The organism is Prosthecodimorpha hirschii (assembly GCF_001305515.1).
GTDB classification, from domain to species: Bacteria; Pseudomonadota; Alphaproteobacteria; order Rhizobiales; family Ancalomicrobiaceae; genus Prosthecodimorpha; species Prosthecodimorpha hirschii.
Map to the genome: position 1 here is coordinate 5,130,962 of NZ_LJYW01000001.1, position 24,861 is coordinate 5,155,822.

The window sequence follows — 24,861 nt, forward strand, 5'->3', positions numbered from 1 at the left end:
GCGGCATCGACTTCAACGTCAATGGGGCGGTTCACATGTTTCGTCGCACGTTCCCTGCCGCCGCCGCCGCGCTTCTCTCGTTGCCGTTCGCCGCGCCCTCGGCCCGCGCCGAGGACTAGGTGATCCGCATCGGCTTCAAGAAATACGGCACGCTGATCCTCCTGAAGGCCAAGGGCTCGCTGGAGGAAAAGCTGAAGCCGCTCGGCTATACGGTGACCTGGTCGGAATTCCCGGCCGGCCCGCAATAGCTCGAAGCGCTCAATGCCGGCGCCATCGACTTCGGCTCGACCGGCGAGGCCGCGCCGACTTCGCGCCGGCCGCCGGCGCCAAGCTGCAATATGTTGCCCGTGAGCCGCCGGCCCCGAAGGGCGAGGCGATCCTTGTGCCGAAGGACAGCCAACGGAAGTCGGTCAGCGATCTCAAGGGCAAGAAGGTCGCGCTCAACAAGGGCTCGAACGTGCACTACCTGCTCGTCCGCGCCCTGGAGAAGGCCGGCGTCGCCTACGAGGATGTCGAGAAGGTGTTCCTCGCACCGGCGGACGCGCGTGCGGCCTTCGAGCGCGGTGCCATCGACGCCTGGGCGATCTGGGATCCGTTCCAGGCCGCGGCCGAGGTGGCTATCCAGGCCAAGACCTTGACCGACGGCGAAGGCCTGGTCCCGAATCACCAAGTCTATCTGACGGCGCAGCCCATCTCGGCCGCCCATCCGAAGGCGGTCGACACGGTCATCGGCGCCCTCGCCGAGATCGACCAGTGGATCGCCGCCAACCCGCAGGCCGCCGCCGACCAGCTCGGCCCCTCGATCGGCATACCGGCTCCCAGCATCAAGGTCGCCGTGAAGCGCCAGACCTACGGCATCAAGCCGCTCTCCGAGGAGGTCGTGGCTGAGCAGCAGAAGATCGCCGACGCTTTCTTCAAGCTCGGCCCGCTGCTGAAGCCGGTCGTGATCGCCGATATCGTCCGCAAGCCCAGCATCTGAAGCCCGACAGTCTATCCCAGATCTCAGGGCTCCGAAGCGCAAGATTCTGGAAATAAATTATAATAATAAAATAGCATCTTGAATTCACCATGCATTCAAAAATGACTGAGTTGGAGCGTTTATTAGGATATACAGATAGTCTTTAACACTTCAGGGAGTGCGTTACAAATATCAGTTTGGCCCGAAATAGACTCTTGGTCGATCTGATGCTACACAGGTATCGAAATCTTCAAACAATGGCGGTTGCGAGCCCCGGCAACCAAATACGTTCCACGCCCCGTGCATACATGCACGGGGCGTTTTGCGTTGTCCGGGCGGTCGCGGCCGAAAGCGCCGGGATCGTCGCGAGTGCGCCCGTCGGAATGGCGCTCAAGCCGCCCTCGGGCTTCGGGCTCAACGTGACCTCGTCGGCTGTCGTTCGATCTTGCCCCCAATCTGCCCGCGCTCATCACCGGAATCTGTTCTGCTGCTGGTCCTCCGGGGCCGGGCTGCGAACGTTTTCGGGGTTCGGCCGCCCGGATCGGTGTGCGGGCGGTCGTCGGCGTTGCGCCGGTGCGGGGCTGGATCATCGAGGCGTCGGCGATCTGGGCCGGCAGGGCCGGGGAGGCTTGGTCGCGCGGGAAGCCGTCGGGTTTGGCGAAGAGATCCTTGATCGCGGCGGCGGGCGGCGATCGACGGTTCCAAGCGTCGGCCGAAGGGGCGGAGTGGGTGGGGCGGTCATGCGGCTTGCTTTGGACCTATGGTCCGGGCTGCAGGGCGACCACGACCTTGCCTTTGGCGCGGCCGGAGTCGAGATAGGCGAGGGCTTCGTTGGTCTCTTCGAACGGAAAGATGCGGTCCGTCACCGGGCGGATGGCATGGGCGGCGATCAGGGATGCGATCTTTGTCAGCTGGCGGCCGTCGGCGCGCATGAACAGGAATTCATAGCGGACCCCGCGCGCCCGGGCCTTGCGGCGGATGCCGAGGCTGAGGAGCCGCAGCACCTGCTGCATCGCCCAGTTCAGGCCGTGGGCCTTGCCGAACGCGGCGGTCGGCGGACCGGCGAGCGAGATCAGAAGCCCGCCGGGCCGCAGCACCTTCAGGGACCGGGACAGCGTGTCGCCGTCCTGTCCGCAGACGACCAGATCATAGTCCGACAGGACCGTCTCGAACCGCTGCGTGCGATAGTCGACGACCCTGTCGGCGCCCAATCGGCGCGCCATGTCGGCATGGGCGCCGCCGACCGTGGTGGCGACCGTGGCGCCGAGATGCCTGGCCAGCTGGATCGCGACGCTGCCGAAGCCCCCCGAACCGGCATGGATCAGCACCTTCTGCCCGGGCTGCAGATCGGCGCGCTCGACCAGGGCCTGCCACGCCGTCAGGCCGACGAGGGGCAGCCCGGCGGCCTCGGTCATGGCGAGGCCGGACGGCATGAGGGCGAGATCGTCTTCGTCCACCGCGAGACGCTCGGCGAGGGTGCCGATGCGGCCATCCCTCGGCCGCCCGAAGACGGCATCGCCCGGGCGGAACCGCGAAACGTCGGCGCCGACCGCCTCTACCACGCCGGCCAGATCGTGGCCGAGGATCAGGGGCGGCCGGTAGGGCAGGATCGGCTTGAACGCGCCGTCGCGAATCTTGCTGTCCAACGGGTTCAGTCCGGCCGCGTGAATGCGCACCAGCACGTCGCGCGGACCGGGATGCGGATCGGGGTGGTCCGCGAGGCGCAGTCCGGCCCCGCGTCCATAGGCGTCCAGGATGAAGGCTTTCACGGCTGGTTTCTCCAGAGCCTGTCCGGGTCCGATCGAAACGGCAGGACCGAAGCGGACCGGCTCAAGCCATTGACGCTGAGCCATTTCCTGATCGACTGGATGGCTCCATCCGATCGGGAAATGCTCTCGGCAGGGATCAGCCGCGATAGCGGGCGGCGGGCTCGGTGTTGCCGAAGGACGGCAGCATGGCCTGGCGGGCAGCTTGATAGGCATCCCAGAGGGCGGCATCGGTCAGCGCCGGGATGGTGATCGGCTCGCGCGCGTCGAAGCCGGCCAGGGCGGCATCGACCAGATCGTTCACATCCATCATCGGCGGCAGGGTGGCGGGATCGGCGCCGGCCCGCTCCCAGATTTCCGTCCGGGTGGCGGCGGGCAGCACGGCCTGCACATAGACGCCCTTCGGCCCGAGCTCGAAGGCGAGGCCCTGGGACAGGAAGATCGCGAAGGCCTTGGTCGACCCGTAGATCGTCGCGGCGAATTCCGGAATGAGCCCGACGACCGAGGCGATGTTGATGATCGACCCCCGCCCTTCGGCCGCGAAGCGGGCGCCGGCGGCTTGGGCCAGCAAGGCCAGGCTGGTGGTGTTCAGCGCGATCAGGCGGGCAATGGCGGCGCCGGTCTGGTCGGCGATGCCGCCGCTCAAGGCCGCGCCGGCATTGTTCACCAGGATGCCGATCCCGCTGTCGTCGCGGAGACGGGCGGCGACCCTGGCGACATCCGCCTCATGGGTCAGGTCGGCCGGCAGGATGTCGATCGCCACGCCGGTCTCCGCCCGCAGTCTGGCGGCCAGCACCTCCATGCGGGCGCCATCGCGGGCGACGAGCACCAGGTCGTGTCCGCGGCGGGCAAAACGGTCGGCATAGGTGGCGCCGATGCCGGACGAGGCGCCGGTGATCAGGACTTTGGGGGACATGATCTTGTTCTCCGAGGGGGTCCGGGATATATTCATGATGGACATCATCATTGCTGGGCAAATATGATGGCCATCATCATTATGTCAAGCCCCCCAGGGCACGAGGTGCGTCCATGAAAGTCTCGCGCGAGCAAATGGCCGAAAACCGCAGCCGCATCCTGACCGAGGCGGCACGGCTGTTCCGCGACAAGGGGTTCGAGGCGGTGTCGGTGGCCGAGGTGATGAAGGCGGCCGGACTGACCCATGGCGGCTTCTATGGCCATTTCGCCTCGAAGGATGATCTGATCGCGCAGACGGTCGCCCATGCCCTGACGCGGCAGGACGTCGGGGGCGGCGCCGAGGCCTTCCTGGCGGCCTATCTGTCGCCCGCCCACCGCGACGCTCCGGCGACGGGCTGCCCGACCGCCGCCTTCGCCTCCGACGCGCGCCGCCAGACGCCCGAGGCCCGCGCCGCCATGGCTGCCGGGACTGCGGCGCAGATCGCCCGGCTCGCGGCAGCGCTGGAAAGTCAGGGTGTGGGCGACGCGCGGGGGGCCGCCATCGGCTGCTGGTCTGCGGCGGTCGGCGCGCTGATCCTGGCGCGCGCGGTCGGGGACGAGGCGCTGTCGGACGAAATTCTCGACCGGACCAGGGGCTGGATTGCGGCGTCCCTGAAGGGCTGACGCCGGATCGCCGCGCGGTTCGATCGCGCCGGAGGGGGCCCCACGGGGTGCCCGTCCGGCGCGGGAATCCGGACCGCGAACGCTTAGAGCCCTCGGCGGCGCGCGATAAGATGTATATACATCGTGGCCGACATGATGCATATGCATCTCTGACGTTCCTCTCTCCTCCGGCAACAGGTCGCTCCATGCCTCCCGACACGGACAGCCCCCGCATCCTCTGTGGGTGCACCAATCTCAAGATCGCCGCGCGTGCGACGGGCAGGCTCTATGACCGCGCCCTGGCGCCGTTCGATCTCAACACCATGCAGTATGCGATCCTCGCCAATGTCGCGCGGGCGGGGCGGATCCCCACGATGGCCCTGTCCGACCGGCTGTCGATCGAGCGGACCGCCCTCTACCGCGCGCTCGCCGTGCTCGAGCGGCGGCGCTTGATCCGCACCGAGGCCGGCCGGGGGCGCGAGCAGATCCTGTCCCTGACCGAGGCCGGCGAGGCGCTGCGCATCCGCGCGAAGGCGGCCTGGGCCGTGACGCAGGATGCCTTCGTCGGGGCCTTCGGCGAGGATTGGCCGACATTCCTGCGCATGCTGGACCGGGCCCGCGCCATCTCCGACGGCATGTCCGACACCGGGGAGGCCGTGCCATGAGCGCGCTTTCGCTGTCGCGGCCGCTGGCCGCCCGCCTGGCCCGGCGGAACATTCACTATGCGTGGGTCGTCGCGGCCGTGACCTTCCTGACCATGCTGGTCACCGCCGGGGCGGTCGGCATCCCGGGCGTGCTGATCGCCCCGCTGGAGGCGGAATTCGGCTGGACCAACGGCCAGATTTCCGCAGCCTTCGCGATCCGCCTGGTTCTGTTCGGACTGATGGGTCCCTTCGCCGCGGCGCTGATGAACCGCTTCGGCCTGCGGCCGGTCATCCTGGCTTCGCAGCTGCTGATCGCGACGGGGATCTTCGGGGCGATGGCGATGACCCAGCTGTGGCAGCTGACCCTGCTCCTCGGCGTCGTCGTCGGCATCGGCACCGGGCTGACCGCCATGGTGCTCGGAGCGACCGTGGTCTCGCGCTGGTTTGCGGCCCGGCGCGGGCTGGTCATCGGCCTTCTGACCGCCAGCACGGCGACGGGCCAGCTGGTGTTCCTGCCCGTGCTGGCGGCCTTGACCGAAGCCGTCGGCTGGCGGTCTGCGCTCGCCTTGTCGCTGGTCACGCTGATGCTGACGGCCGCGCTGGTCATGGCGCTGATGCGCAACCGGCCGTCCGACCTGGGGCTGCCGCCGTTCGGCAGCGCCACGCCGGTGCCCGAGCCGCCGCGGCAAAGCCTTGGCGCCATGCTGATCTCGCCGCTGACCACGCTGCGCGACGCGGTGCGCGTGCCGATGTTCTGGCTGCTGTTCGGAACCTTCTTCGTCTGCGGCGCATCGACCAACGGTCTCGTTCAGACGCATTTCATCGCATTGTGCGGCGACTACGGCATGGCGGCGGTGACGGCGGCCGGCATGCTGGCGGTGATCGGGGTGTTCGACTTCTTCGGCACCGTCGGCTCCGGCTGGCTGTCGGACCGCTATGACAGTCGCTGGCTCCTGTTCTGGTACTACAGCCTGCGCGGCCTCTCGCTGGTCTGGCTGCCGTTCAGCGACTTCAGCTTCTATGCGCTCTCGATCTTCGCCGTCTTCTACGGCCTGGACTGGGTGGCCACCGTGCCGCCGACCGTCAAGCTGACGGCCGAGCATTTCGGCGAACGCTCGAACATCGTCTTCGGCTGGGTCTTCACCGGCCACCAGCTCGGCGCGGCCTCAGCCGCCTGGTCCGCCGGGGCGACCCGCACCGCCTACGAAACCTATCTGCCGGCCTTCCTGACCGCCGGCCTGCTCTGCCTCGCGGCGGCCCTGGTCATCGCCCTCTTCATCGGGTCGTCCGGATTGCGCCGACGAGCGACGCCGGGCGGCGCGCGGGCAGCCGCCTGAACCGGAGCGTGACGGGGCTAACGGCACGGTGTCGCAATGAGGCCCGGGCTGTTGGGCTGGGAGTCGTTCCGGCTCTATCTCGCGCTCGCCGAGAACATGCGATTCAAGCTTCAATGAGGCCCGGGCTGTTGGCCCGGGAGTCGTCCGGCTGCCTGGCTGAGCCAGCTGCAGAACTACCGCGCTTCAATGAGGCCCGGGCTGTTGGCCCGGGGGTCGAGCGCAGGCATGTCGAAGCCGAGCACGGCGTCACCATGCTTCAATGAGGCCCGGGCTGTTGGCCCGGGAGTCGTCCTGATCTCGACATCGTCGCGGTGTTCGGCGACAAGCGGCTTCAATGAGGCCCGGGCTGTTGGCCCGGGAGTCGTATGACGGTCACCTACTCTGGCCTCCCGACAATGACGCTTCAATGAGGCCCGGGCTGTTGGCCCGGGAGTCGTCCAGGAGGCATTGGGGTCGTTCGACGAACTGAAGACGCTTCAATGAGGCCCGGGCTGTTGGCCCGGGAGTCGTCCGCTGCGACGGTCACCCGCGCGGCGACGTTCTACGAGCTTCAATGAGGCCCGGGCTGTTGGCCCGGGAGTCGTTCACTCCGCGCCCCGAACCCCGGAGCTACCCATGCTCGGCTTCAATGAGGCCCGGGCTGTTGGCCCGGGAGTCGTCCTTGTCGTGCGCGCGGCCCGGATTATGGCTTTTCGGGCTTCAATGAGGCCCGGGCTGTTGGCCCGGGAGTCGTTTAGCGATCTGCATTTTTTGCCACCTCTGCAGCAAGGAGCTTCAATGAGGCCCGGGCTGTTGGCCCGGGAGTCGTCCAGTCGGCATCGACGGTGACATCGCCGACATAGACGCTTCAATGAGGCCCGGGCTGTTGGCCCGGGAGTCGTGTCGGTGGTGCGAAAGATGGTGCGGCCGCCGATGACGCGCTTCAATGAGGCCCGGGCTGTTGGCCCGGGAGTCGTCTCGACATCGCAAGCTGTGTTGGCGGCACCTATGCCGAGCTTCAATGAGGCCCGGGCTGTTGGCCCGGGAGTCGTCTGAGTTGGAAACCGGTAGGATATTCTTGTTGGGGATCGGAGCTTCAATGAGGCCCGGGCTGTTGGCCCGGGAGTCGTGCGCACGAGGCTTGCGATCAGGCGGCCTGCTGGCCGGGCAGGCTTCAATGAGGCCCGGGCTGTTGGCCCGGGAGTCGTCCGTGCAGTGAGGCCGCTATGGAAGGGTTCAATCTAGCCGCTTCAATGAGGCCCGGGCTGTTGGCCCGGGGAGTCGTATGCCCGAGAAGGTGCACAATCTCGGATCCGACGTGCGCTTCAATGAGGCCCGGGCTGTTGGCCCGGGAGTCGTGACCGCCAACCCGGAGGACCCCGCCCATGACTGACCAGCTTCAATGAGGCCCGGGCTGTTGGCCCGGGAGTCGTCACGCCGAGAAGGCCGAGTCCGAGCGGGATGCGGCGGCTTCAATGAGGCCCGGGCTGTTGGCCCGGGAGTCGTAAGCACGAGCGCGCCGTCATGAAGGGGTTAATGGCGGGCTTCAATGAGGCCCGGGCTGTTGGCCCGGGAGTCGTCCGGGGCGGGCTCTCGGTCGACCGCAAAGCGGCTCCTGCTTCAATGAGGCCCGGGCTGTTGGCCCGGGAGTCGTGCCTCGGGACCACCTCAAGCGCATCGAGCACCTGAAGCTTCAATGAGGCCCGGGAGTCGTTTGACTGCAAAAGTCAAGTCTCATTCCGAATATCAGGCTTCAATGAGGCCCGGGCTGTTGGCCCGGGGGTCGTGTGGTTCCGGGGACTATGCGGGCGGTATTTCTTGAATGCTTCAATGAGGCCCGGGCTGTTGGCCCGGGGGTCGTGCGCGCCGCGCTACCATTCCGGTGGCATCGCCGGCCTGCTTCAATGAGGCCCGGGCTGTTGGCCCGGGGGTCGTGAGCAGTGATCTGCAGTATTGGCTCGCAGCTGAAAAGCTTCAATGAGGCCCGGGCTGTTGGCCCGGGAGTCGTCAAGCGCAAACTCGCCATGATTGCAGTTGCCGCCGATGCTTCAATGAGGCCCGGGCTGTTGGCCCGGGAGTCGTCACGGATTTCCTTGCGGCGGCGTTTCGGGCGGACGGGCTTCAATGAGGCCCGGGCTGTTGGCCCGGGAGTCGTGTAGGCTTCGACCGCCGGGAGAAACCGGCCACCCATGCTTCAATGAGGCCCGGGCTGTTGGCCCGGGAGTCGTAAGCCTTCGAGGCCTTCAAGGCGACCCACGACGAACTGCTTCAATGAGGCCCGGGCTGTTGGCCCGGGAGTCGTTCTCAGGGGCTCCAGGCAGGGCGCGCAACGCGCCGTTTCAGCTTCAATGAGGCCCGGGCTGTTGGCCCGGGAGTCGTTCGCGCCGGAAGTCATGGCGCGGCTTCGTGAACTGACGCTTCAATGAGGCCCGGGCTGTTGGCCCGGGAGTCGTCTGGTTCGTCAGCGAGCCGGCGGAATGCAGGTCTTCGACGCTTCAATGAGGCCCGGGCTGTTGGCCCGGGAGTCGTGAGCGCGAGCGCTACACAGACCCGTCGTTCTGAGAGTAGCTTCAATGAGGCCCGGGCTGTTGGCCCGGGAGTCGTATGCCCTGCTTGGCTTCGGCCTGGGCCTGATGTCGGGGCTTCAATGAGGCCCGGGCTGTTGGCCCGGGAGTCGTCGTCGCCGACGCCAAGGTCCCACGCCGTATGGACCGGCTTCAATGAGGCCCGGGCTGTTGGCCCGGGAGTCGTCGTGCTCGATCAGGCGATCCAGCGCGTCGAGGAGCCGCTTCAATGAGGCCCGGGCTGTTGGCCCGGGAGTCGTTTCAAGCGGTAGCCCTGCGGCACGGCGTAGAGCAGTTCGCTTCAATGAGGCCCGGGCTGTTGGCCCGGGAGTCGTACGAAATAGAGCAGCAGCTTTTTCAAACCTGAATAATTCGCTTCAATGAGGCCCGGGCTGTTGGCCCGGGAGTCGTGTCGCATCGGCGACGCTGATCGTGCCGGCGCGCAGTGCATGCTTCAATGAGGCCCGGGCTGTTGGCCCGGGAGTCGTACCACGCTCAAGACGGCGAGCCGCGTCCGCCAGTGGATGCTTCAATGAGGCCCGGGCTGTTGGCCCGGGAGTCGTAGATCAAGATGGGCACCGTCGGCGACGCCAAGAAGGGCTTCAATGAGGCCCGGGCTGTTGGCCCGGGAGTCGTGCGGCGATGCAGCCGACCACCAAACCGGCCAAGGCTCCGCTTCAATGAGGCCCGGGCTGTTGGCCCGGGAGTCGTTTTATTTCTTATGGGAGGATTGGGAGGATTGGGAGGAGCTTCAATGAGGCCCGGGCTGTTGGCCCGGGAGTCGTGGCCCCCCGGATTTCCCCTGGCCGGCGAGTGCCTTGCAGGGGTGTTTGCGAGGGGTCCGCGGATGCATGCGGGTGCGCATGGATTTGCCCACGTTCCGGTTCATCCACGATAACAAAGAACCCGCCGGAATCAAGGCGTTGGCCGGTCTGCGAGCGCTGGGCGGAAGATCTGTCGCGCGGCAGCGCTCGCGCCGAGGCGGCGATGGTAGCGCATTTCGCGCGGGCGCGTCATCCGGCGGCACGCTCGCAGCCTGCGGGCCTCCTGCGCCGTGCGGGCCTCCTGCTGCGTGCGTGCGGCGCGCGGGAGCAGCGGCAGACGCGGGAGCAGGAACAGGAGCAGGGGCAGGGGCAGGGGCAGGGGCAGGGGCAGGAACAGGCGCTGGGACAGGAACGGGGACGGGAACAGGAACAGGAACAGGGGCAGGCGCAGGGGCAGGGGCAGGGGCAGGGGGGCCGACGGCGCCGTGTCCGGCCGGCGATGGCCGTCAGATGACGACGGCGCGGCGCTCGATCGGCTCGAAGCGCTTGCCGAGGCTTTCCACGGCGAGCTCGACATCCTCGGCCGGGCCGAGATCGAGGATGACGACGTGGTCGGTGTCGCGGTCGATCAGCGCGTCCAGCGCGGCGGCCATCTCGATGCGCCGGCCGCCGTCGAGGCGGCAATGGAACACGGAGAGCTGCAGCCAGCGCCCGTAGCCCTTCATGGTCTTGAACACGCCGCGCCAGCGCTTCGGGTCGGAAATGTCGTAGGCGACGACATAGGCGTGTTCGGCATTGGAACGGCGTGCGGCCATGGCCGGGGTCTCCGCAAGGCGCGGTCAGCGCGGCATGTAATGGGGATAGCGGGGGATCTCGCCGCCGAGCCAGCGGGCGAACAGGCGGGCCTGGATCTGGATCAGCCGGCGCATGGAGACCTGATAGCCGAAGACCGGATGCGTGGTCTCCTGGTCCAGGCGGCGCTCGTAGGCGGCGACCAGCCGGCGGCGCGCCGCAGGCTTGAGGTTGCAGCCGCCGGCGGCGTGGATGAAGTCGTCGGGGGCCAGTTCGCCGTTGTTCAACGCCATCAGCACGGCCGAGTCGGCTAGGACCGGGCGGAACGGCTCGATCAGATCGAGCGCCAGGGCGGGGCGGCCCGGCCGCTCGACATGGTAGAGGCCCTTCCACGGATCGAGGCCGGCGATGGCGATCGCGGACGAGAAGGTGCGGGTCAGGAGCGCATAGGCGAGCGACAGGCAGGCATTGACCGGATCGGCCGGCGGCCTCCGGTTGCGGCGGTCGAAGGCGAAGGCCGGCAGGGCGGCGACGGCTTCGGTGAAGAGATGCGGCAGGGCGCGGAAATAGAGGGCCGCGGCCTCGCCTTCGAGCCCGAGCAGGGCCGGGGCGGTCTCGGCGCGCGGCACGCGGTCGGCGATCAGGGCGAGACGGTCGAGCGCGGGGCCGCGGGCCTCTTCGGACCCGCGCCAGTTGCGGCGCAGCATGGTGCGGCCGTTGCGGATCTTGGCGGCGACCAGCTCGCGCGCGAAGGCGAGGCGGCGGGCCGGGTCGCCGGCCGCTTCATACTGCGCGGTGCGCACCGCGGCGCTGCGCGGCCCCTGGCCGCCGGTCGAGCCGAGATACCAGAAGCCGGACGACATCCAGGCGACCGGCACGTCGCGGCGCAGCAATTCGTGGATCGCCGGGGTGGTCAGCGAGACCGGGCCGGCGATCACGAGTTCGGAAACCTCGTCGAAGGCGATGCTGCGCTCGGCCTCGCCGTCGACCTGGACGACGAGGGTGAAGTCCTTCTTGGTGATGCGCGCGCCCGGCGCCTGGACGTAGAGCGGCAGGGCCGGGGAGGCGGCCGGCGGCGGCGTGCGCGGGATCGCCCCCTTGCGGAACCAGTTGACCTCGTCGGGCAGGCAGACCGGCAGCAGCGAGCAGCGCACGCATTTCGGCGAATGGTCGAGCGGCGGCGGCAGGCGTCCGGCCGCGACGCTGAGGCGCAGTTCGGAGGCCGCCCGCAGGGTCGTGGCGATCAGTTCGTCGGTCAGATCGACGCGCACGCGCTCGCGGCTGTCGGCAAACCACAAGGCGCCCTCGTCGCAGCGGTAGCCGGCCTCGCGCAGCAGGAGGGCCTGGACGCAGACCTGCACCCGCTCGGGCAGATGGGCGCCCTCGGCGACATGGGGACGCCTGCCGGTCTTGATGTCGACCGGCACGACGGCCCCCTCGTCCGCCTCGATCACATCGAGTTCGGCGGTCAGGCCGAGCCGTTCGGAGGCGAGCAGCAGGCGTCGGGTCTTCAGGGTCCGGTCGTCGGCGAGCGCTTGTGGCGGCGGCAGGGCCGGGGCGGGGCCGGTCTCGGTCGCCGCGTGGGCGCGCCGGCCGGCGGCGGTGTCGGCATTGCCGGCCCATTCGCCGCGGCTCCATTCGAGCACGGCCAGGCGCGGGCAATAGATCCATTCGTTGATCATCCGCGCCGGAACCAGCAGTTCGTCGACGGCGGCCGAGGGCGCCCGAAGGTCGAGCTCGCCCTGGCGGTTTCGCAATGGTTGTGCCGGAACGGTCTGCGCGGGCGGAGACGGCGTATCAGAAGGACACATGGGGCACCTCCTGCACCCTATGGTGCAGGAGGCAGGCCGGATTCACCAGAGCCGCGTGAAAGCCGGATAGGGTCCCCTGAGCGCGTCGAAGGCCGGATCGGCGGAGACCAGGGGCATCGCCGTCGTCAGCGCGACCGCGGCGATGATCCGATCGAACGGATCGCGATGATCCCAGGCGAGCGTCCCGGCCAGCCGGCAGGCCACGCCATCGAGGGCGATTTCGCGACCCTGCTGCTCGACGAGCAGCGCCGGCAACTCGCCGAGCCGATCGACCATTTCCGGCCACTGTCCGAGGGCCGCCTTCCGCGTGATCTCGTAGAAACTGATCGCACTGAGACAGACGCTTTCCGCCGTGGAGAGCGCCGCTCGCGCCAGAGGCGAGAGCCGGCGACTTTCGAACGTCGCCCAGACCCAGGCATGGGTGTCCAGGAGGACCGGGTTCACGCGCCACCCTCCCAGGCCGTCAGGTCGTCCTCGCCCGACGGCTCCAGAAAGTCGGGCAGGGGCTGGGCAAGGGTGTCGTCGCGAAGACCGATCTTGAAAGTTCGCTCCTGAAACGGCACCAGCCGCGCGACCGGCGTCTTGCCGCGCGCGATCACAACCTCTTCGCCGGCCGCGACGGCCTCGATCAGCTTCGACAGATTGGTCTTGGCCGCGTGGATAGATACCTGCATGGGATCGCCTAGGATGTTCTAGCCAGACTTAGCTAAGTCAAGTCCAGAGCGATGTCAATTGCCACCGATTCCGAAATGTGCCCTGCTGCTTTCGATACTGGCGTCGGTGATGGTCGTACCGATTGGCCGGCTTGCGGGCCGCTGCCTGACCATCTCGAAGTAGCCGAGGATCGGCTGCGGACGCTGCCGAACACCCGCCGTTGGCCAGTTTAAGCAAACCGGACCCCGAACTGAGTCCTGACCCGTGTGGCGATTGAGGATGAGACCCGGGAAATATTAGTTTCATCAGAAGCTTAATGGCTTCATTGTATTCTTCAATGAGGCCCGAATCTCATCCGAGTCCAGGATACCGATATCCTCGCGGGCAAGCGCTTCCCGGATGCGAAGGCTATCGCGATGAGCGGACGCGTCGCGTGACGAGGGCCTGAAGCACACGTCCCGGGAAGTTCTTCCCGGGACGTTTCTCATGTCAGCGGTCGAGCCGGCGTGAAGTTCATGAACTTGCCGACCGAGATGCGCTTGGCGACCAGGACATGGTCGACGCCCAGGTGATCCAACTCGCCCGCGTGGCGCAGCCGGGGATGGCTCAACAGCGCGCGGATTGCGGCGAGCCTGGCCGGCGCGCGCCACACCGGCCAAGCCAGCGAGAAGGTCCCTTCGGAATCGACGTCGCCGCCCAAGATGGCGGCCCTGACCCGGCCGCGGCGGCCTTGCGGCACCACCGAGAGCGCGCCGATGCCGATCGCGGCGAGGCGGTTGGCGCCGTGCTGGGTTCCGCCCTTGTAGGCGGCGTCGGTCGGGTCGCCGGCCATCATCGCATAGCGGACGTCCTCGTCCGGATCCCAGCGGAACGAGAAGGTCGGATCGGCGCGATGCCAGGGCTCGAACAGCGCCTCGGCGAGACAGGTCGCGGCATCGATGGTGACGGCGGACTTGCCGCGTCCGCGCGTCGGCGGCGCCGGCGTGGCCGGGACGGTGGCGAAGCGGTCGAGGAAGTGCTGGTGGCCCTGGCCGAACAGCAGGCACAGCGGGGTCGGATCGATCGGCGCCTTGGCCGGATCCTTGTCCTCCTTGACCGCCGCGTCGGTCATCAGCGCGGCGAGCACGTCGACACGGCCGCGATCGCGCGCCGATGCGGCCTTGGTCGCCGCGGCGAGACGGTCGCGCGCATCCGGGCGCGGGTGGTTCAGATCGAGGCGATCGCCGGCCGCACGATTGTCGCCGGCCAGGATCTCCACGCCTGCGGCTGCCTCCGCGGCGAGCGCCCCCCTGGTCCGTGCGGAGGCGAGATGCACGACCGGGCGCAGCGGCGCGCCTTCGACATCCCACGCAACCCGCGGCATCAACTTCGCTTCGCCGGCGTCCCGCGCCCGGTCGACGGCTTCCAGGGCCCGCAGGAGACCGAGGAGTGCCTGGAACGCCAGCAGGTTGTCGGGTTCGAGACCGTCTAGACGGTGACTGCGGGCGGCGGTCATGCGACATCTCCGCGGAGCGTGGCGACGGCCGGGCGGCCTTCGCCGGACATCGCCCGCGCCTCGGCGGCCGCCGAGGCGCCGTGGTCGGCGAGGCGGAGGACGGCTTCGAGGCGGGCGAGATCCCAGATGCCGTAGCGGGCTTTCAGTCTTTCGAACAGGCCGGGCCAGTCGAGCCCGTCCCGGTCGTAGCCGAGCGACTGGGGGCCGGCGCCGGGCGGAAGATCGACCGCCGCGGCGTCGACGAGCGGCAGCGGCCTGACGGATGCATCGGCTTCGGCGTCGCCGTGCGGATAGAGCGGCCGGCCGCAGCCGTGGTGGGTGCCGATCAGCCACAGCACCAATTCGGGATCGGACGCCTCGGCGAAGCGCGGATGCAGCGGCGCCAGTCGGACGGACAGAGCCTCGTGGCGCCAGGACTTCGTCAGCCCGAGGCGCGTGCCGGCATCGGGTGGCGCGCGCCGGGCCGACTTGGCCAGCAGCATGCCCGGGCCCATTCCGAACGGCGCGCCATAGGCGAGCAGCGACTGGAACCGCGGGTCGGCCTTGCCCGCGTCGTGCAGGAAGCCGGCGAGCGCCAGATCCGCGACCAGCGCTTCGGATAGCCCGGCGTCGCGGGCGAAGCCGCGGGCGAAGGCCTCGACATCGCGGCAGTGCTCGCCGAGGCCGAGCGCGAAGCCGGGCATGGAGCCGACACGGTCGTCCTCGGTGGCGCCGGTGTGCGCCTCGTCCGCCGTCGGGCCGCCCCGGATGCCGAAGGGGGCGACGACGACCACGCCGCGCGGGCGGTCGGCGTCCGGGCCGTTGCCGTAGCCGTAGAGGTCGAGATGCACCTGGAGGCCGGCCACCCCGCCGCGGGCATGCTCCAGCCGGGCGAGCCGCTCGACGAGGCCTTTCGACAGAGGCACGGCGGCGAGAGCGTCGCGGAGCGCGGGCCACCGGGCGATCGGCACGGCCGACAGCGCCTCGGCCAGTGCCGCCTCGACGGCGCGGGTTGCCGTTTCGTCGCGTTCGACCGTTGCCGTGCCGTCGCCCGACGCGGTCGTCACGTCGACGAGCCCCGGCGCAAGCCGCAGGGCGAAGCGGCGTCCGGCGAAGGGTTCGGCGGCGGCGTCAGCGACGTCGGTCGCGGGGTCCCTGGACCCGGGGTTCCAGCCGAAGCGGTCGACGCCGCCGTAGCCTGCGGGCGCGACGATGGTGTCGCCCGGGCGGATCTCGGCCGGGGCGATCCAGTCCGAACGGTCGTCGTCGCCCGCCCAGCGAAAGACCTTTCGTCCGAAAGCGCTGTTCGTTTCCCGGCCGTCCTCCTCGGGGGCGCGCGTCGGGATGTCGGCGAGCGCGCCGCCGCCGGTCGTGCGGCCTTCCAGCCAGCGGCGGACCGCCCAGACCGGCAGTTCGATCGCCTCGCCCGAGCGCGGCGGAACCAGGAGCAGCAACGGCCTGACGTCGCCGATGGCGGGGTCGATGTCGGCGCGCCAGATCACCGAGACGGATGCCGGCTGGCGGTTCGGACCATGCAGCCAGAGGCCGATCTCGGGATCGGGAAAGGGTATCGGCGACGTCTGCGCGAAAAGATCGAGATGGGCGGGCATCAGCACTGGTGCGTCGTCCTTGCGGGATACGGCGTCCGGCGGGATCGGCACGGCGGCGATGGCGGCTTCGAAGGCATCGATGCCGAAGTCGACCACCAGATCCGGCGCGCCAACGGCCATCGTCGTCAGATGATCCCAGGCCGCCCGCAATGTCTTGCCGTAGACCGGATCGTCGGCCCTGGGCGAAAGGTCGGATTTGGCGGCGAGAATGGTGGCGATCGGCAGGAACGGCCGGCCGGCCCGATTGAGGCGGCCGAAGCGCTGGCGCAGCGCATCGAGCGGCGCGAGTTCGGTCACCAGGCCATCGAGATCGATGTCGACGCCGGCCTCGACGCACTGCGTGGCGACCAGGATCAACGGAGCCGTCGGACGGTTCGCCCCGGTCCGGATCGGCGCAAGTTCGGCGCCGGCCAAGGCGTCGCGGTCGACCGGCCGGGCCGGGCCGATCAGCAGCACCGGCGCGATGCCGTCCGGGCCGAGCGCCGCGACAAGGCGCTGGTGCACGGCCCGCGCGCGGGCCACGCGGTTGACGACGACGCCGATGGCCGGCGCGGTCATGCCGCGGCGGCGCAGTTCGGCCAGAGCGCGATGGACTTCGGCGACGATCGCGTCGACCCGCCGCAGCAGGTCGGCATCGCCCATGTCGCGCGTCGACGCATCCGCGTCCGCCTCTTCCTCGCCTTCGGCCAGCTCGGACCTGGTCGCCTGCGCCTTGGCGGGACCGACCAGCCGTGCCGGCTTTGACGCACCCAGCCGGGCGGCGAGCACGGGATCGGCCCGGTCATCCGCGCCGAGAGAAAAGGACGCGGCGCCAACGGCCGGCGTCGCCGTCAGCGTGGCCATGCCCCAGGGGCCACCGTCGCCGAAGGTCACGTCGCGCCATGCCGCGCCGCGATAGTGCCGGACCCAATCGAGCGTCTGCCTGAACGGTTCCGCCAGATGGGCCTCGTCGAGCAGGATCAGGCAATCCGAGCCGATGAGGCCGGCATGGATCGGCTTCATGCGATCGGACAGGCCATAGCCGCGGAACATCAGACGCGAGCCGACCTGATCGACGGTCGAACAGAGGACCGTCGGCTGCGACGGCGTCCGAGCCCAGTCGTCCTCGCGCGGGATGCCGCCGCGCAGGCGCCGGACGACCAGCGGCGGCCGTTCGCCGGATCCGGGATCGCTCGCCGACAGGCGCCGCAACCGGGCCGCGACCCGCGCCGCGGCGCCGTCGCCGGTCGCGGTCGCCAGCGTCTGCGCGAGTTTCCGTGCGCGCACAAAGGCATCGTCGACCACCAAACGCCTGTCGACGACGAAGGCGACCCGCACGGGAGCGCGACGATCGGGACCGCGATCCGCCTGCAGGGCCAGATTGAACACCGCGACGTCGATCGCGGCCGTCTTGCCCGAGCCGGTCGGCAGATCGAGGACCTCCGGCCAGCGACCCGTGTCGGCGATCTCGGCGGCGAGTCGGGACTGCCAGGGGAACGACGTCACGCCGTGTACCTCGGTGAAGAAGGCCGCGAAGTCCTCGATCGACAGATCCGCGCTCATCGGACCATTTCCTTCGAGCCGATCGGCAGGCACAGGCCCATGCCGAGGAAGCGCCCGGCGCCGAGGATCAACGGCCCTTCGACCGGGACGTCGAAATGCAGAACCGCGTGGGTGAGCGGCCGGCTCGCCAGCGCCGGCGGCAACCGCCATCGCGTCCAGGACGGCGCCCGGCCCGACGGCCATGCCGACACGACGCCGTCGACGGCGGAGTGCTTGTCGGGAACCACGAGTACGGGTTCCGGCAGTCCGATGTTCCGGCAGGCTGCGGCGATCGATGCGGCCACTTCCGCGACGAGGTCGTCGCCACGTTGCTTGGTGTGCCGGTCGAGCACCAAGGGCGTCACGCTGGCGTAGTTTTGCGCCGGACCGCGGTAGCGCCACGATTGCAGTGATCGGCGATCGGGCTCGAAGGTCGGCGAGAAGCGCAGGCGAAACGGGGCGCCTGTCGCCGACGGACCCGGATCGGCGCTGCGGCTGGCGATGTCGAGCACAAGGCGGCCGGAATCCTCGTCGTCGTAGCACAGCGTGCCGACGGCCCGTCGGAAGGTGGCATCGTCGAGGATGCCGCTGCCACGCGGCGGCACCAGGGCGAAGCCGAGCACCTGCCCGTCGGCATGGGGAAAGCCGGCAAAGGCGAGCGGCACGATCGCGAGATGCGGATCCCGGCTGGGTGCGCCGTCGGCGGCATGACCGCTGACGACGGACGGGATCCGATCGCCGTGTTCGCCGAGCCGGCCGTAGCCGTCGAGAAGCGCATCGCGGATCGCCTTGGCGACCATGGCGGCGGCACGGATGTCCGGCATCGGACCGTCGACATGTTCGAGGACCAGCCAGTCGGGGGAGAAGACCCCTTGCGGCGGGCGCTCGGCGGGTTGCGGCCGGGCACCGATCCGCGCGCCCGGGCTCGGGCGTCGCCCGTCCGCGAAGGCGCGTTCGAGTTCGCCCAATCGTCCGGGATATACACGCCGCGCGGCGGAGGTGCGCCGATCGCAATCCGTTGAACCGGCATCGTCGCGGAATCGACAGCGGGTCAAACTTGCGGAGTGGCCGATATAGGCTGTGGCCGCAGCCAGCGCATCGAGGGCTGAGAGCAGCTCCCCATCCGACACGCTGCAGCCCCAGACGAGCCTGACGACGGCGTCGGTCGGCCGCGCTGCCGGGAAGCGGCGCGGCTGGCGGCGGCGATAGGCCGGCATCACGCTGCGGTCGGCGGACTTGCGGGTTTGTGGATCGTTGGGCGGAACGAAGCTCACTGGAGCGGTCCTGGCAACCGCGTCTGACGCCACGATTTCCGGCGGATCCTGCCGCTCGAGCCATTCGAGCGCCCGGCGCTCGTCTTCGCGCCGGCCGCGCGCGGCCCAGGATGCGACCAGGGCCGAAAACACGCGGTCCGGCTGCGGCGGCCAGTCTGGCGCGTCGCTGTCCGGCCCGACGGCGGCGAAGGCGACGCCGGTCAGGTGCTCGATCTCGAGGACGAGGGTCATTCCTCCTCCCCGGCTTCGCCGCCCTTGTCCTGGAGCGCCAGTTCCTGGCTCCGGCGCACGATCTCGACCAGCTTCGGTTGCGGTTCGAGCCGGATCGGCGCGTCGGCGAAGACGAAGCCGGCGCGTGTGGCCGCCGCGAGCGCATCGGCGTAGAGCTTGCGGGCGCCGTCCCGGTCGATCACCACGGCATCGGTCGAACCGTCGGCATGCACGAGTTCGAGCGGCGCTCGCCCGTCGCAAACGAGGTCGCAGCGAGACCTGAGCGCGTAGCCACGTGCATCCTGCTCGGTGACGGCCAGAAGGCCGAGCGCCGTGAGCAGCGTGCGGCCGGCGGAATCCTTCTCGGGCGTGCCGAAGCGCAGCCGGCGCAGCGCCGCGAAGCTGATGACGACCATGTGCTCGACGTGATCGCAGGTGACGCCGAGCGGCTGGACCGACGGCGCGATATTGCCATGGTTGATCTCGGACGGGCGAACTTCCTTGGCCTTGGCCCCGGCGCCGGCCTTGTCGACGTCCCAGCCCTTTTCGCCCTTGAAGACCTCGACCCGGCGCAGAATGCCGAGGGGGTCGATCCGGCTACCCGTCCGGCGACCCGCAGTGCGGGTTTCGATCTCTCCGGTGCGCTGGTTCGGGACTTCGTCCACGGGCGTATCGATCGCGACGATTTCCGAGACGAGGCAGCGTGCGAATTTCGCGCCGATGCCGCCGCCTTCGCCGGTCGAATGCCACGAGCCGAACAGCAATGCCGTCGGTGAAACCTCGAGGAGCGCGCCGGGATCGCCGGTCTTGATGCGCTTGCCGACATCGCTGTCCATGAACGGTTGGCCGCCGAGCGTGCTGTCCCGCAAAATGGCGTCATAGACGCGGTGCGGTGCATCGAGCGAGGTGATCTCGGTCAGTCCGGTCAGGTCCTTGCCGCGAAAGTCGACGACGACGTGCGGAATGGCGGCCACGCCGTCGCGCAGCGCACCGAGAAGCGCCTCCTCCAGGCGGTTTGCCTGGGACTGCACACTGTCGACGAGCACGCACCAGACCTCGCCTTCACTCCGGCGGCGACGTTCGAAGACATGGCGCGGCTGGGCATTTCGGCCGTCTCCGGGGTAGGTCGGCGGAAAGATCTTGTCGCCCTGGCCGCCAACCGGCTGCAGACGCTGTCGTCGGCGGAGGGCGGCATCGGTGGCGACCATCCCTGCGAGCCTCGAAAGGTCCATTCCCGCCTCCCATCCATCATCCCATTAACTATGCGCATACTTTCTTGTGGGACAATTGCCGTGTCAAGACGGATCCCCGCAAAGACAGGTTGAGGATGCACGAAGGCGGCGAGGATATCCACAGCGGGGACCGGGCGGGGCTGCGCTGGAGCGTCGAGCGGCGGCTGGACTTCGTCGAGCGGCGCCTGGTCTGGGAGGGGCGGATCAATCGGTCGGATCTGGTCGAGCGTTTCGGGGTCTCGCCCAACCAGGCGACGGCCGATCTGAAGCGCTTCGAGGCCGCCCGGCCCGGCGCGCTCGTCTACGATACCCGGGCGCGCACCTACCGCGCGGGTCCCGGGCTCCGGCCGGCCGACGCGGCCGACACGGGCGACCTGTTGCGCGAATTCCGCCTGATCGCCGAGGGGGTCATGCCGGCCTCCGACGGCACGCTCGCGGCAGGACCGCCGCTCGCCGTCGCCGAGGCGCCGCTGCGCCGCGTCGAACCGGCGACGCTCGCCGCCGTCGTGACCGCGATCCGGGACGGTCGCGAACTGGCCGCCGTCTATCGCTCCTTCACCACGCCGGAGCCACGCCGCCGCCGCCTCGAGCCCCACGCGCTGGTCTTCGACGGCTTCCGCTGGCACGCCCGCGCCCGCGACATCGGGACCGACCGGTTCAAGGACTTCGTGCTCGGCCGCCTGTCCGAGGCCGCACTCGGGGCCCGGGCGACCGGCGATCCGTCACGCGATCTCGACTGGCATCAGACGGTCGACCTGGTGATCGCCCCGCATCCGGATCTCGCCCCGCACCAGCGCGCCGCGGTCGAGGCGGACTACGGCATGACCGACGGCCGCCGGGTGCTGACCTGTCGCCGGGCCGTCGAATACTATGTCCGCCTTCGGCTCGGCCTGGTCCCCGGCCACGAAGGACTGAAGGCCACGGATCAGCATATCGTCCTCGTGTCGTCGACCGCGAGACCGGGCGAAGGCGGCAATTGATGCGGCGTTCGAACGAGTAGGCTGCCGGAAGGCACGCCGAACCCGCCATTCCGACATCTCCCGGGCTTGTTCCCGGAAACCCGCGAGCCCGGCCGTCACGCCGTGAAATCCGTGAAGGTGCGCAGGAAGCGGCGGTCGATGTGGTCCTTCCAGGCCCAGACCCAGCGTCCCTCGAAGGCGAGCCAGGGTCCGCGGCCGCCGATCGCGCGGCCGTCGGCGGTCGCGATCAGGACCAGGAACCGGCGCTGCGGGCGGTAGTCCCGCAACGGCGTGCCGCGCGCCAGGGCGATCAGGTTCTCGGCCAGGATCGGGCCCTGGCGCACGGCGAAGACGCCGGCCTTCTCGCGCGGGCTCGCCACCATGGCGGCGCAGTCGCCGGCGGCGAGGATCGTCGGGTCAGTCAGGCTCTGCAGCGTCGGGCCGACCGCGACGCTGCCGTCCGGCGCCAGGGCGAGCCCGGTCGTGGCAAGCCATGCGGGCGCCCGTGCCCTGGTCGAGACCAGCACCGCATCGGCGGCGATCGCGGCGCCGGCCGCCGTCCTGACATGGTCGGGTTCGATCGCGACCACGCGCGCCTCGCCGTGAACCGCGATCCCGCGCGCGGCGAGGGCGCGCGCGACGCGTCGGCGGATGCCGGCATTGAGCGTCGGGACGAGCGGTGCGGCGGTGACCAGGGCGAAGGCGAAGCCATCCGGGTCGCGGCCGGCGGCGGCCGCATCGGCGCGCAACCGGGCGTGCAGCGCGAGGACCAGTTCGACGCCGGCCGCACCGCCGCCGATCACGACGATCCGCCGCGGGCCGTCGGGGCGGGCGGCCGCGGCGCGCAGGGCCTCCAGCCGATCCAGAAAGCCGCCGATCGGCTTGACCGCCACGGCATGCCGGTCGGCGCCGGCCATCTCCGAGAGATCGGGCGTGATGCCGACATCGATCGACAGGAGATCGTAGGCGACGGGCGGGTGACCTTCGAGACGGACCGTCCGCGCCGCACGGTCGATGCCGTTCGCGGCGGCATGGATCAGACGGGTGCCGGTCGCGGCCGCCAGCCGGACGAGGTCGATATGGATCTCGTCGCGCCGGTAGAGGCCGGCGACATGGCCGGGCAGCATGCCCGAATAGGGCGTGTCGAGATCGCGCGCGATCAGCGTCAGCGGGATCCCGGACCGCTGCGCCGCCGCCATCCGGGTCATGACCTGGACATGGGCATGGCCGCCGCCGACCAGCACGATGCCATGTCGGCGGGCGCCGGATGCGCTCATCGGTTGTCGCCCGCCGTCCCGGGACGGGTCACTCGTAGCCGCGCGGGGGGCGGAGCAGGTTGCTCAGCAGCCAGTAGGGGATGACGAAGAGGGCGCCGAGGAACATGCGCGGCATGGCCCAGTCGATGCCCCGGAGCACCAGGGTGGCCGCCTCTTCCGGCGTCAGATTGACATGCGAGAGCAGCATGGCGGTCGAGATGTTGAAATAGGCCAGCACCACGCCGGTCGCCAGCGAGGCGACGGCGATCTTCAGGAGCGAGGCGACGAAACGGACGAGCATGTCACGACCGGCGATGGCGCAAGGGATGCGCGAGCCGGCCCCACCTGGCCGTCGGCCGGACGGCGGAACCGGCATCGCGCTGGAACGCCGAACAGAAATGCCACGGATCCGGTTACGAAATCGAAAACCATGCAGACCGGCTGCCGGCGCGATCGGCCCGGCCGGTCGCGGTCGTCCCGGCATGGTCCGATCGATGCGCTCGGCCCCGCATCGGCGGGCTTCGAAGGCGTATCAGCGGGCCTCGAAGCTGCCGAAGGGGGTCTCCGCGGTGACCACGGCGGCGATCGGGTCGGCAAAGGTGCCGCCGATGCGGATCGGGATCTCCAGCTTGCGCGCCTCGGCGGTGCGCGGCTCGCCGGCCCGGTCCGGCATGGTCATGCGGCCGCGCAGGGAGAGCAGGCCGCTCGCCAGCGACGCCTCGCCGGTGACCCGGGCGGAGAGCAGCGGACCGTCGGCATCCAGCCGTCCGATGCGCAGGGCGTGCCCGGTCAGGCCGGCCTCCAGCACGACGCGGGTGAAGGTCGGCGCGCGCGCCGCGACCGGGTTCGAGAAGGCGATCGGCAGGAAGCGCGCGCCGGAGGCGACGGCATCGACCGCGGCCACGACCAGATTGCGCGCTTCCGCGCCGATGCGGCCTTCGAGCCCGCCGACCAGACCGCCCAGGGTCCGGCCGTTGGCCTCGCCCTCGAAGGAGACGGCGAGATCGCCGTCCTGGATGCCGTTCAGGCCGAGGGTCCGCGCCACGCCGGCGGCGGCGAGGCCGGAGCCGGCAAAGCGGCCGGTGGCCCGATAGCCGTCGCCGCGCGGCTCGCCGCGCAGCACCGCCCGGAGCGAGCCGCCGAAGGCCGCGGCGTCGGCGATCTCGGCGTCCAGGCGGCCGTCCTTGACCAGCAGCGTCGCCGCGACCTTGTCCAGGCCGCCCGTCGTCCCGAGCCGCAGCTGGGAGGCCGAAAGGCGCAGGTCCAGATCCGCCCGCCCGAGCGCGGCGGCATCGATCCCGGTCTGGCGCCAGTGCCCGTCGGCGAGGGCGGCGCGGTAGCGTCCGAGGTCGAGCTGGTCCCAGGCCAACGTCGCGCGCACCTGCGGCCGGGGGGCGTCGAGGCGGACCGAGACAACGCCGTCGGCGGCATTGCCGTCGAGCTTCAGCCGCGCATCGGCCACGGTCGCCGCATAGCCGAGCGAGCGCAGGCGACCCGACAGGGCGAAGTCGCGCAGCAGCGGGCCGGATGCGATCGATCCGCCGAGCCAGGCGGCGGCGCGGCCGAGATCGGCGGCGGCGACTTCGAGCACGCCGTCGAGCTGCAGCGTGTCGGCGATCAGGCCCTTGCCGTCGAAGGCGACGCGCAGGGCGCGGCTGCTCAGCGAGCCGGCCATCTGGCCGCTCTCGCCCTCGGCCAGCGCCCGCGGACCCTGGCCTTGCAGCACGAGGGCGACGGCCTCGCCGCGCCAGCGGAAATTCGCCTCGACGCTCGCCCCGCCGCGCAGCCGCGGCCAGACGAAGGCGGCCGACAGGCCATCGAAAGTCTCGCTGCGGCCGGTCGCCGGGTCGGTGACCTGCACCCGGCCGTCGTCGATGGTCACGCGCCCGGGTTCCAGCGCGGCGAGCGCCGCCCGGTTCGGCACCAGCGCCTCGCCCGACAGGCTCCGCTCGAGCCGGAGCACCGGCGCGCGCAGTCCGATCTCGGCGATGCTGATTCGGCCGGCCAGCAGCGGCAGGATGTCGAGACGGACGACCAGCGTCTTCATCTCGGCGATCGGCTCGGCACGCCCGGCCAGCATCACGCGCGGGGCCTCGAAACGGACCTTCAGCGTCGGGATCACGGAAACGTCCGGGGTGCCGAGGATCTCGACCGGGCCGCCGATCATCTTGGCCAGGCTTGTGGCCAGTTCGGCGCGCACGAGCTCGGTCGGGACCATCTGCCGGGCCGCCACGAGGCTCAGCGCAAATCCGCCGCAGAAGGCCAAGCCGAACAGGAGTTTCTTCATCCGTCCTCGAACCTGTCTGAGGCGAGAGACCGGGACCACCCGAGACGCCGACACGCGCTGTCGATAGCGGATGGAGTCTGCCCGAAGCAAGCCCTCAAGGCAAATGCCGCCGGCTTGCCGGCCCGGCCGGTGCCCAGAACGGGGCGGAGGCTCCGCCCGGTCCCCCAGGCCGGGCGGCTAAGATGATGATTTCGCGGTCGGATCGCCCGGGA

Annotated in this window: 17 protein-coding genes, 1 pseudogene and 2 CRISPR repeat arrays; of the genes and pseudogenes, 5 read left to right on the top strand and 13 right to left on the bottom strand. The window is 69.9% G+C overall.

Annotation, left to right across the window (positions count from 1 at the left end):
- Positions 1 to 35: 35 nt before the first annotated feature.
- Positions 36 to 979, top strand: a pseudogene (locus ABB55_RS22605) (sulfonate ABC transporter substrate-binding protein).
- Positions 980 to 1,716: 737 nt separating this feature from the next.
- Here ABB55_RS22605 and ABB55_RS22610 read toward each other — a convergent pair.
- Both ABB55_RS22610 and ABB55_RS22615 read right to left on the bottom strand, forming a co-directional pair.
- Complete coding sequence (locus ABB55_RS22610) at positions 1,717 to 2,727, bottom strand: NADP-dependent oxidoreductase (protein WP_054360837.1); 1,011 nt, start codon at positions 2,725 to 2,727, stop codon at positions 1,717 to 1,719.
- Positions 2,728 to 2,863: 136 nt separating this feature from the next.
- Complete coding sequence (locus ABB55_RS22615) at positions 2,864 to 3,640, bottom strand: SDR family NAD(P)-dependent oxidoreductase (RefSeq protein ID WP_200912055.1); 777 nt, start codon at positions 3,638 to 3,640, stop codon at positions 2,864 to 2,866.
- 113 nt (positions 3,641 to 3,753) lie between these two features.
- On the opposite strand from ABB55_RS22615, the gene ABB55_RS22620 reads away from it, so the two are divergent.
- The 3 genes from ABB55_RS22620 to ABB55_RS22630 all read left to right on the top strand — a co-directional run bounded on the left by ABB55_RS22620 (position 3,754) and on the right by ABB55_RS22630 (position 6,262).
- Positions 3,754 to 4,302: a TetR/AcrR family transcriptional regulator gene (locus ABB55_RS22620; RefSeq protein WP_054360838.1), complete on the top strand. Its 549-nt coding sequence runs from the start codon at positions 3,754 to 3,756 to the stop codon at positions 4,300 to 4,302.
- 185 nt (positions 4,303 to 4,487) lie between these two features.
- Positions 4,488 to 4,946, top strand: coding sequence for a MarR family winged helix-turn-helix transcriptional regulator (locus tag ABB55_RS22625; RefSeq protein ID WP_054360839.1), 459 nt, complete (start codon positions 4,488 to 4,490; stop codon positions 4,944 to 4,946).
- Positions 4,943 to 6,262 carry an MFS transporter gene (locus ABB55_RS22630; RefSeq protein ID WP_054360840.1) on the top strand — a complete coding sequence of 440 codons (1,320 nt, stop codon included), beginning with the start codon at positions 4,943 to 4,945 and terminating at the stop codon, positions 6,260 to 6,262. Before ABB55_RS22625 ends, ABB55_RS22630 begins: the two co-directional genes overlap by 4 nt.
- A 30-nt stretch (positions 6,263 to 6,292) precedes the next feature.
- Positions 6,293 to 7,896: direct repeats of the CRISPR family, unit length 37 nt; unit sequence GCTTCAATGAGGCCCGGGCTGTTGGCCCGGGAGTCGT.
- A gap of 95 nt (positions 7,897 to 7,991) precedes the next feature.
- Positions 7,992 to 9,590: direct repeats of the CRISPR family, unit length 37 nt; unit sequence GCTTCAATGAGGCCCGGGCTGTTGGCCCGGGAGTCGT.
- Between the two features lie 485 nt (positions 9,591 to 10,075).
- On the opposite strand, the gene cas2 is transcribed toward ABB55_RS22630, so the two are convergent.
- The 8 genes from cas2 to cas7g form a co-directional block, all read right to left on the bottom strand.
- Positions 10,076 to 10,384, bottom strand: coding sequence for a CRISPR-associated endonuclease Cas2 (cas2, locus tag ABB55_RS22640; RefSeq protein WP_054360842.1), 309 nt, complete (start codon positions 10,382 to 10,384; stop codon positions 10,076 to 10,078).
- A gap of 24 nt (positions 10,385 to 10,408) precedes the next feature.
- A complete protein-coding gene (locus ABB55_RS22645) occupies positions 10,409 to 12,172 on the bottom strand; it encodes a CRISPR-associated endonuclease Cas4/Cas1 (RefSeq protein ID WP_054360843.1) in 1,764 nt (587 codons plus the stop codon).
- Between the two features lie 42 nt (positions 12,173 to 12,214).
- Positions 12,215 to 12,616, bottom strand: a complete 402-nt coding sequence (locus ABB55_RS22650) for a type II toxin-antitoxin system VapC family toxin (protein ID WP_054360844.1) — start codon at positions 12,614 to 12,616, stop codon at positions 12,215 to 12,217.
- Positions 12,613 to 12,846: a type II toxin-antitoxin system Phd/YefM family antitoxin gene (locus ABB55_RS22655; RefSeq protein ID WP_054360845.1), complete on the bottom strand. Its 234-nt coding sequence runs from the start codon at positions 12,844 to 12,846 to the stop codon at positions 12,613 to 12,615. The genes ABB55_RS22650 and ABB55_RS22655 overlap by 4 nt, the downstream gene beginning before the upstream one ends.
- A gap of 464 nt (positions 12,847 to 13,310) precedes the next feature.
- The gene (locus tag ABB55_RS22660; RefSeq protein WP_054360846.1) at positions 13,311 to 14,321 is read right to left on the bottom strand and encodes a type I-G CRISPR-associated protein, Cas3-extension family; all 1,011 of its coding nucleotides are present in this window, start codon (positions 14,319 to 14,321) and stop codon (positions 13,311 to 13,313) included.
- Positions 14,318 to 17,452: a type I-G CRISPR-associated helicase/endonuclease Cas3g gene (gene cas3g, locus ABB55_RS22665; RefSeq protein WP_054360847.1), complete on the bottom strand. Its 3,135-nt coding sequence runs from the start codon at positions 17,450 to 17,452 to the stop codon at positions 14,318 to 14,320. Before cas3g ends, ABB55_RS22660 begins: the two co-directional genes overlap by 4 nt.
- Positions 17,449 to 18,936, bottom strand: a complete 1,488-nt coding sequence (gene csb2, locus ABB55_RS22670) for a type I-G CRISPR-associated protein Csb2 (protein ID WP_054360848.1) — start codon at positions 18,934 to 18,936, stop codon at positions 17,449 to 17,451. The genes cas3g and csb2 overlap by 4 nt, the downstream gene beginning before the upstream one ends.
- Complete coding sequence (gene cas7g / locus ABB55_RS22675) at positions 18,933 to 20,123, bottom strand: type I-G CRISPR-associated RAMP protein Csb1/Cas7g (RefSeq protein ID WP_200912056.1); 1,191 nt, start codon at positions 20,121 to 20,123, stop codon at positions 18,933 to 18,935. The genes csb2 and cas7g overlap by 4 nt, the downstream gene beginning before the upstream one ends.
- A 119-nt stretch (positions 20,124 to 20,242) precedes the next feature.
- On the opposite strand from cas7g, the gene ABB55_RS22680 reads away from it, so the two are divergent.
- Positions 20,243 to 21,127, top strand: coding sequence for a BrxR family transcriptional regulator (locus ABB55_RS22680; RefSeq protein WP_054360850.1), 885 nt, complete (start codon positions 20,243 to 20,245; stop codon positions 21,125 to 21,127).
- A 95-nt stretch (positions 21,128 to 21,222) separates the two neighbouring features.
- On the opposite strand, the gene ABB55_RS22685 is transcribed toward ABB55_RS22680, so the two are convergent.
- The 3 genes from ABB55_RS22685 to ABB55_RS22695 form a co-directional block, all read right to left on the bottom strand.
- Positions 21,223 to 22,383: an FAD-dependent oxidoreductase gene (locus ABB55_RS22685; RefSeq protein WP_054360851.1), complete on the bottom strand. Its 1,161-nt coding sequence runs from the start codon at positions 22,381 to 22,383 to the stop codon at positions 21,223 to 21,225.
- Positions 22,384 to 22,411: 28 nt separating this feature from the next.
- On the bottom strand, positions 22,412 to 22,663 hold the full coding sequence (locus tag ABB55_RS22690) for a hypothetical protein (protein WP_054360852.1): 252 nt from the start codon (positions 22,661 to 22,663) through the stop codon (positions 22,412 to 22,414).
- A 231-nt stretch (positions 22,664 to 22,894) separates the two neighbouring features.
- Positions 22,895 to 24,649: an AsmA family protein gene (locus ABB55_RS22695; RefSeq protein ID WP_054360853.1), complete on the bottom strand. Its 1,755-nt coding sequence runs from the start codon at positions 24,647 to 24,649 to the stop codon at positions 22,895 to 22,897.
- Positions 24,650 to 24,861: the final 212 nt, after the last annotated feature.